Source organism: bacterium (assembly GCA_035419245.1).
In the GTDB taxonomy this organism is placed as follows: Bacteria; Zhuqueibacterota; Zhuqueibacteria; order Residuimicrobiales; family Residuimicrobiaceae; genus JAKPUX01.
This window is the reverse complement of sequence record DAOLSP010000024.1, coordinates 26374-34989: the sequence shown is the minus strand read 5'-3', so window position 1 is coordinate 34989 and position 8616 is coordinate 26374. Positions and strand designations below refer to the sequence as shown.

Annotated in this window: 6 protein-coding genes; 1 reads left to right on the top strand and 5 read right to left on the bottom strand. The window is 46.4% G+C overall.

What is annotated here, in order from left to right; genetic code table 11:
• Positions 1-13 precede the first annotated feature (13 nt).
• Entirely contained in the window at positions 14-1198 is a 1185-nt protein-coding gene (locus PLH32_16810) for a hypothetical protein (protein ID HQJ66268.1), read from the bottom strand.
• A gap of 201 nt (positions 1199-1399) precedes the next feature.
• On the opposite strand from PLH32_16810, the gene PLH32_16805 reads away from it, so the two are divergent.
• Entirely contained in the window at positions 1400-1720 is a 321-nt protein-coding gene (locus PLH32_16805) for a hypothetical protein (protein HQJ66267.1), read from the top strand.
• Between the two features lie 28 nt (positions 1721-1748).
• On the opposite strand, the gene PLH32_16800 is transcribed toward PLH32_16805, so the two are convergent.
• From PLH32_16800 to PLH32_16785, 4 genes are all read right to left on the bottom strand, one after another.
• Positions 1749-2960, bottom strand: coding sequence for a prolyl oligopeptidase family serine peptidase (locus PLH32_16800; protein ID HQJ66266.1), 1212 nt, complete (start codon positions 2958-2960; stop codon positions 1749-1751).
• Positions 2961-3052: 92 nt separating this feature from the next.
• The gene (locus tag PLH32_16795) at positions 3053-4249 is read right to left on the bottom strand and encodes a glycosyl hydrolase family 8 (protein HQJ66265.1); all 1197 of its coding nucleotides are present in this window, start codon (positions 4247-4249) and stop codon (positions 3053-3055) included.
• Positions 4250-4498: 249 nt separating this feature from the next.
• Entirely contained in the window at positions 4499-6028 is a 1530-nt protein-coding gene (locus PLH32_16790) for an alpha-L-arabinofuranosidase C-terminal domain-containing protein (GenBank protein ID HQJ66264.1), read from the bottom strand.
• A 171-nt stretch (positions 6029-6199) separates the two neighbouring features.
• The gene (locus tag PLH32_16785; GenBank protein HQJ66263.1) at positions 6200-8602 is read right to left on the bottom strand and encodes an alpha-L-fucosidase; all 2403 of its coding nucleotides are present in this window, start codon (positions 8600-8602) and stop codon (positions 6200-6202) included.
• Positions 8603-8616: the final 14 nt, after the last annotated feature.

The window sequence follows — 8616 nt, the reverse complement described above, 5'->3', positions numbered from 1 at the left end:
ACGCGCACTCAGATTACCGGGCCAAATTAAAATGCAATTTTGCAGCGTATTTACCAGCCTGGTTTTCAGAAGCATAGAAAGAGGCGACTAATGCTCCCAGCGGTCGAATCAGTAATCCTTTTGTCTCACCGTTTATCAAGCGCTCCATGACCGGTCTGGGAATGGTAATAAAGTTTCTTCCGCCAGGTTCATGTTGTGCATCGAAATCATAAATCATTTGTGCATTGAACACCTTGGAGTAGGGACTGCCGCCGGTGAGAGAGTTGTAGGTTACAGATGCCTGGTCCCAGTCGGCATCGCCTGCAAGTACTTCTATGACCCTTATCCTCGGGAATTCGATGCCAAAATCTTGGCCAAACGCTTTAATATAGTCTCCTCCCAGCTGAACCGACTGAGTGACAAGTTCGAGCAAACCCGCTTCGGCAACCTTCGCATTTTTAAAAGATGAAAAATCCCATTTCAGTATTCCCCATGCATTTCCGGCGACGGTTATGGTGCGAACCTTCTTTCCCTTTTCAATACCATGCCAGTCGTTGAAATTTACCTCAGGAAAGTCGGGATTGATCATACCATCTTGAGCTACAGGGAGGTGATGCGAAAAGTATTCTGTTTTCGGAATTGGGGGATGGTAGCGAATCGGTTCACCTTGGTCCTCACCGGCTTCTTTAACATGAACAATATCTGCGCGATAATAATCTATATCCAGGGAATCTTTTTCGAGCCCAAAGTCGGTTGCGCACAACTGCACATAAACCGAATCCCCGGGGCGGGCATCGAATTTTTTTGTCGTCATGCTTATTACATGCCAGCCGGTTGTATCTGCGATATCGTATTCCATCAGGTCGATATGAAAGTCCGTCGTCCGGTTGGTATTGACCATAAAGTTCAACCTGCGGGGCGCATTGTGCAGGCGAACTCTTGCTTCGACCCGAAGCTGGTAATTCGGATCTTTCAGCTTGGCTAAATCGAGAAAGGAAGTGACGTCCCGTTTGATACAAGTCCAATAGCAGTTGTATTTATCTTTGCTTCCATCCACCGTCATGGTCGCGTAGCCGTTCTTTGGTTCCAGAGTGATCGCAGCATTGCCGTCGCCGGTGAGTAAAAACCAGCCCTCTATTTTCCCTTTGTCGAAGGAATCCATCATTTGCGCATTGCAGAGAGAGGTGAACAGGAAGAAAAAAATGACAGGCCGTTTCATGCGCGAATCGTACCTCCGCTGGCTTGTGAAAGTGGAGGCAGGATCATTTTATCCTGCCTTGAAGAATATTGCGATTTCAAATTTGGCAATAGTATAGTCTTATTTGGTCCGGGGAGCAATAATCCTATAGTTGCCGCTCAAATGCATTAAATTTAACAGGTAAAGAAGACCATCATAATGCGAGCGCATAAAGAGGAGAGCATGAATCATGAAATCACACGCTATAGCGTAAAAAATGCAAAAGACAGCGCCATCCGTACCAATCTGAGGTTATGCAATCACACTACTTTGCACAATTTAGCTTTTTGCGGAATCGAGCACAAGTCATTTGTAAACGCACCTGCTATTTTGAGCGCGTCGGCTTTAAAAGAGTCCTTCCTTAATTTCTGCGCAAGTTGCCCCCCAACGATATCGCCTAATTGTATGCTTTTTAGCAATTTTCCTTGTTTTCCAGATTCAGATTGGTCAATTTCCCAGTCGCTAAGAGATGATGAGGCTGCCGATTATGGCTTAGCGCTCTGAAAATGGGGTATCGGGCACTTAATTTCGATTATTTCAATAACAACATTTTATTAGCAGAAGAAAAAGTTTCTGATTTGATTTGGTAATAATAAAGACCGCTTGATAGCTGCTTATCATTATCATCACGGCCATCCCAGGCTAAATTATGTGTTCCGGAAGTTGATTGGCCCTTGAAAAGGCTTCTTACAAGTCGGCCAAAATTATCAAAAATCTTGATCTCAATTATTGAGTCATCCTTCAGACTATATTCGATTGTCGTCGATGGATTAAAAGGGTTGGGGTAATTTGAAAAGCTCGAAAACTTGGATGAATTTTTACTCTCCTTGACATCAACTGCGGTCATCCCGGAAATCGTCGTGAAAAAATCGATCATCATTTTGAAGTACTTTTCTGAAAACATGCCTGTCCCATGCTGTGCATTGGGAATCAAAACAAGTTGACTCGGTACATTCGCTTTCTGCAGAGCATCAAAAAGCAATGTACTTTGACAGCTGGGCACTGTCTGATCTGCATCGCCATGAAGAATAAGAAATGGAGGATCGTTTGCATCGATGTAAGTTATGGGATTTGCCAACATTGCTTTATCCTGGTTGTCCTGAACCGAGCCCCCTATGAGGAGTGATTCGGGGGAATTGGCGCCGTCATGAAGAGGAGTGCTCCTGCAGGAATCCAGCACCAGAAGGTCTGTAGGCCCCGACCAGTCGACCACCGCATGGACTGAGCTGCTGACTGTCGTATCTGATCCGACATTGCCTTCTATATCATAGGTGGTCGAGCCGACCGTAAATTGTTTAGTAAATCGGGAAGTTCCCGCTAATGCAGACAGGTGACCACCTGATGAAAATCCGTTTATCCCTATAAAAGAAGTATCAATTTGATATTTTGCAGCATTTGTCCGAATAAATCTAATAACGGCTTTGATGTCCTGAATTTGTGCGGGAAATTTTGCATCCATGCTCGAACGGTGGTTCGGAGTAACAACAGCAAAACCGGCATCGAGCAATGCCTTGCCAAAGGTTGCAAGATCGCTTCCTTTTAAATTATTACCAAACCATGCGCTTCCATAAATTGAAATCACCACAGGATATGTCGGCTTTTCAATTACAGGCAGATAAATATCTAACCTGTGATATTGGAATGAGTCGCCAGCGTAATTCAAATCTTTCCAGCTTTTCGAATATGGTTGGCCGTAACAATTGATGCATAGTAAAGCAAAGATACCAATTGTAAGGTGTTTCATGGTTTTCCTTTCATTCATAGGTTAGCCGCAGCAATGTTGATGAATATCTCCGCCAAAAGGATTGCGGTTTTGCAGCTGGCATCGATCTATTCTTATTTGGTCTGAGGAGTAATAATCCGATAGTTTCCGCTTAGATGCATCAAACTGAACAGGTAGAGAAGACCATCATAGTACGGGTCAAAGTATCCATCCTCGTAAGGTTCCAGTTTTGCATTCCACACGGCATCGACAAATTTCCAGCTTTTTGCCTGTGTGCCCATGATCGAGGCCGCCGCAGAAGTTGCTACCAATCCCAATGAATGGCGCAATTTCTGGTAGCCGCCGGCCGGAAGTATCCAGGCGGGGGGAGTTCCATCCAGATTGAATTGATCGTCGAATGTATCCAGGCCCTTGCAGAAAAGAAAGTTCTGGATTCTTTTGCAATAATCCTGCTGCCAGGTCCCGTCTTTATTGTACCATGAATAATCCATCGCAATATTCATGGGTACGCGCCATGAATCGAAACGGAAAGCCGCCGGCATAAAACCGAACCTCCGCGGTTCGCCCGAGAATTCAGTAACGTCGGGATTCAAACCGGTTGGAGCTGAACAAGCCCGGTGCAAATAAGCGCGGGCCGAATCGGCGCATTCTCTATAGAACGGTTCTTTACCATCGTGGGCGTATTCAGCCCATATCTCGAAAAAGGCCGGTACATGATAAGAAGGATCGGTCCAGTCATAACCCGACAGGTCCGGCACGAATGTAATCTTTTTCTCCTTGACATTAATTACATTCATAATCCCCGCTGTTCCATCCTTACGCCACATGGCATCGAGAATTCTGCGCGCCTCTCCGTAATAGTTGATGCCGGTATGATTCCCCCAGCGGTTGCCGGCGAACAACAGCGATGTGATAAAATACAACTCGCCGTCGGAAGCTGAACCCTCGGCATTGTGCTCGCCGGTTTCCGGTTTAACGCTCCATGCAAAATAGGCATCGCGCGCGCCGCCCTGGTGCTGCATCGTCTTTTTCGTCCAGCGCCATAAACGGTCGAACACATCTTTCCTGTCAAGCTGAACGGCGACCATCATGCCGTACGAAAGTCCCTCGGTGCGTGCATCGTGATTCTTCAAATCGGATATGTAGGCCATGGTATCGCCCACTTGAAAATAGACACGGTTCGGTCCCTCGAATACATCATAATAGGCTTTAGCCAGTTTTGCATCGATATCTTCCTGTTTATAACCGGCCTCCAGAAAAACATTGCGGTACTTGCCGGTTTCATGGGCTCCTTTTTGCCAGGGAACCATTACCCCTCTTTTGTCGTCGATATCTTTTTCACAATCGTCGCCCGAAAAGCTCCATGAATACAAACACATAACGGAGAGCAGAATCAGGCAGAAGTACTTTTTCATAGTCATGCATCCTTCTTTGAGAGTTGCTATGATGTCCGGCGAATTCATGGTTGCCTCATGCATGTAAGCAGTAGCCACGGCAAACTCGAGGATTTTGGCACACCGTATGGCGTGCTTCCTTTGGCCTTCAAACAGCCGGCACCATCAGGGTTTTAAAGCAATTTTGATCTGGGTAAACGAATGCGCCGGGAACGAAACGACGATTTTATTTCCTGCTGTTTTTATGGTTCTGCCGACCGGAAGGTACTGCTCCCGTTTGTCATAACTGAACGGCTCTTCCAGTGAAGCGACCGTTAAAAGTGTAGTCTCGGCATTCCCGGAAAACGTGCCCGAGTTGCTGAAAATATCAGCTGTTATGCTTTTTCCCTTATGCCGGTTAACAACGTTGACATAGACGGTTTTGGATTCCCTGGCATAAACCGAGGTGACGTCCAGATAGGGTATACCCTTGTATTTTTCGGTGTTGAAAGTGTCGCATTGAACGTATGTATCGATTGAATTGCCGCGACAGTTATTTGAGAACAGTTTAAATACATGAAACAAGGGTGATCGGTAGGTGCCTTTTTCCCGGTCGCTTGCCAATAAAGAGGTCGCCATGGTGAAATTGGCCATTTTAACGACATCGGCGTGGCGCAGAAAAGAGTTGAAACATTGCGCAATAGGCAATACGGACAGGAAATCTCGGCCAAAAGTGCCCCATTCATCAAAGGAGATATAGATGGGATTCTCGATGTTTTTCATCGTTTTGACGGCGCGAATTTCAGCGGCTGGAACAGTAATCTTTTCCTCAAAATCCATCGCACTTTGCCCCATAAAAGTATAGTAATCATCGGAGCCTTCCCAATAGCGATGGATGGAAAGATAATCGATCTTATCCGCCAGGCCGGTCAGCACTTTGCGGTTCCATTCCACCCATTGACCGGTACTCTCATAATAGGACGAGCCGGACGCCACCAATTTAATGGTCTGGTCCACCGACCGCATGGCCTTGGCCGCCTCCCGGGCGATTTTGACATAATCTTCAGCGCATTTATGCCCCAGTTCCCAGGGCGAGCCGTCCACTTCATTGCCAAGATCCCAAATTTTAACGTTATAGGGTTTGGGGTGTCCATACTTGGCCCGTAAATCGGAATAATGGGTGCCATTTGTATAATTGCAGTATTCAACCCAGTGACAAGCATCGAGGATGGTTGCCAGCCCAAGATTGACACAGATGATGTTTTCGCTCCCTATTGCTTTATTCAACGCGATCCACTCGTCGGTACCTACGTGGTTATTATCCACTCCTCCCCAGGCCAGATTGATGCGGCCAGGCCGCAGGGCCTTTGGTCCGATGCCGTCCTGCCAATTATAGCCCATGACAAAATTCCCGCCTGGCCAGCGCATATTAGCGATCTTCAGCTCCTTCATGGCTTCGATATAATCCTTTCGAAAACCGTTCTCATCCGCCAAGGGCGAAGCGGGATCGTATAAATTTCCATACAGCGTATTAAAGCTGGCCGTGTCAGGCAAACCCAGTCTTTTACCGCTAAAATGAATGGGTTCCATAAACACACCATAAATGTTCGGATCAATTTCCGCAATCGTTCTCTCGATGTCAATTTTGATCTTTGCGGTCTGCGCTAATGAGATCAACGGGAGAGCCAGCAGCACGGCACATACTAGTTTTTTCATGTGGAAATACTCCTTTCTTATTTTTTAACTGTTTTTTACTTAATATTTACTGCATCACCTTTTCGCAATATTTACGATGCACTTGACAAGGACTGTCCTGGTCGAACGAAAGCTGGTATTTTTGAATTGTACTCGGTAGAGATCACGCTGACCTCCGAAAGTAATGAACAGCTATGGCCGTTCTTCAAATACCATTTTGTCAAGATTCAGAAAATCACCGTCGATTGCCAATTTCAGCAAATGCGGGCCAGCGGAGAGTTTTACCGTCTTTTTTACACTGGTCCAGTTTTGAAAACCGGCTGTGTTGGGAACGGCCAGAATGCCGGTCAGGTTTTTACCATCACATTCCAGATGTAATTTGCCGCTGTCATAACTGGAGGCGACATAAAAGTGTATTTGATACGTAGCAGTGTTCTTTACCAACACGGAATAGGTCAGCCATTCTCCGAGTCGGGTCCAGCCAATATTATATCCGCCGGCTGAACATTTTTCAATGTCCACCGGTTCGCTGATTCGATACTGCCCGCCTTCGTTGACTTCTGACAGGTCATAAAAAGCGTCGTCCGGACAACCGGTATCATAATCCTCCGCCTCAAGGATTCCAGGAATACTGTTTTCCTTAAAAGCCCGCTGCGGTGTTTCACAGACCTGAACGAGTTTCCATTTGTCATAGGGTTCGATCGGTGCCTGGCTCAACTCTACCTTAGCTCCTTCGACGGATCTTGTGCTCTGGCAGATGATTCGATCGGCAAATCGCTTGTTTGATATTCTGAATAATCCATTATGAGCGTCTTCAATAGTCCAAAATTGACCGCCTTTTCCCTTGAAATTTGCAATTGTCAGATCATGTTTTAACCCGCTGCATTGGAGTACTTCACCGTTTGCACGATTCATAATCTTATATAGGCCTTTTCCTGATGAACTCAACTTCCAGTGATTTGACGGGTCTTTTCTTTTCCCTGTCAGCGTCCGATCAGAACCAAGCACCAAGCTACCGTTGTTATCACCGGGAACGATGTAATAATGCGGTGAACAATCAAGATCAGCATATCCGGCAAATTTGGGAATGTTGCCATCGAAACCAAGTTTTAACACATAGGCCAGATCATCAAAGGTGCGTTCAGGTAAAGTAACTAATAATCCTTCAGGCGACTGTTTAAACGATAATGGCAAATATTTCCCTTTATGGCCGTTGATCAGCTCGATTGATCTCAGTTTTTTACCGTCGATTCGATGAGAGGAGAGTGATTTGAGCAGGACCTCCTTCTGGCCGTTTTCCCAACCGAGTAAAATGGCATAGAGCGTACGGTTGTCTTTAGACCTGGTAAAGCGGATGTCCCTGGCGGTGCCTTCCGCCGGAGCTGTGAAAATGCCATGGGCGGCCCCCATTTTGGTCGGGCCTTCTCCATAGACTTCCCACGCCCGGGTAGCGTACACCGCCTCGCCGTATTTTTTTAGCCATGTCCCCATGGCCAGCAAAATATCTTTTTGTTCCTGCGGGATGACGCCCTCTGCTGTGGGTGATAAATTAAGTAACAGATTGCCGTTCTTGCTGATCCGATCCAGAAAACCGTGCAGTATCTGCTTTTTAGAATAGTAACCGATACCCTCGGTATAGCACCAACTGGAAGAACTGACCGCATCGTCGGTGAGCCAATAATTTTCGGTAATGTCCACTGGTCCGCCGCGTTCATAATCAAGTACAGCGCATTTTGTATTCAAGCCGTCCTTGAAGGTGGCGACTACTTGCTTGTCCCATTGGGCAGCCCGGTTATAATAATAAGATAAAAACTCTAAAAGGACAGACTGGGAGATGAGATGCAGATTAAAATCCTGCCAAATGATATCAGGTTTGTAGTTATCGATAATTTCCTTATGTTTGCTCAGCCATAGAGCCTCATTTTTTTCCTTGCCCTGCTGCCCGAACAACATCTGTAATCTTACATCGCTGGCATGAGGCGCTGGTTCATAATATCCGGTGATATTGTAGGCATGATGCATGGACAGAATGATGCGCATATTTCTTTTGCGAATGGCCTCTGTCAGCAAACCGACCAAGTCCAGCTTGGGCCCCATCTCTTTGGCATTCCAGGGATTGACCTGGCTGGCCCACATGGAAAAGCCGTCATGGTGTTCAGCCACCAGGCCAGCGAATTGAGCGCCTGCGTCGGCAAAGAGCTGGGCCCAATCATCAGGATCGAATTGGCCGCCGTCTGCTTTTAACCTCGGCGCAAACTGGACATAATGACCTGTCTTATCCTTTGCTCCGGTGATAAAGTTGTTGTATGGCCATTGAGATGGGTCACCGTAAATTTCCTTATGGTGTTTATTTTCTGGAGAACCCGTTATATACATGGCACGCGGATACCATTCGCTGGAAAATGCCGGAACAGAGTATACACCCCAGTGTAAATAAATGCCGAACTTGGCGTCTTTGAACCATTCAGGCACCGGATCGGCTTTTTCCAATGAGGACAGCGTGGGCTGAAAAGGATGCGTTAAAGTCTGGGCTGAGACTCTGTCAGCCGTTACGATCGTTAAAATAAGAAAGAGAAAAACGGGTTTCACTTTCATCTCAACTCTTTTCT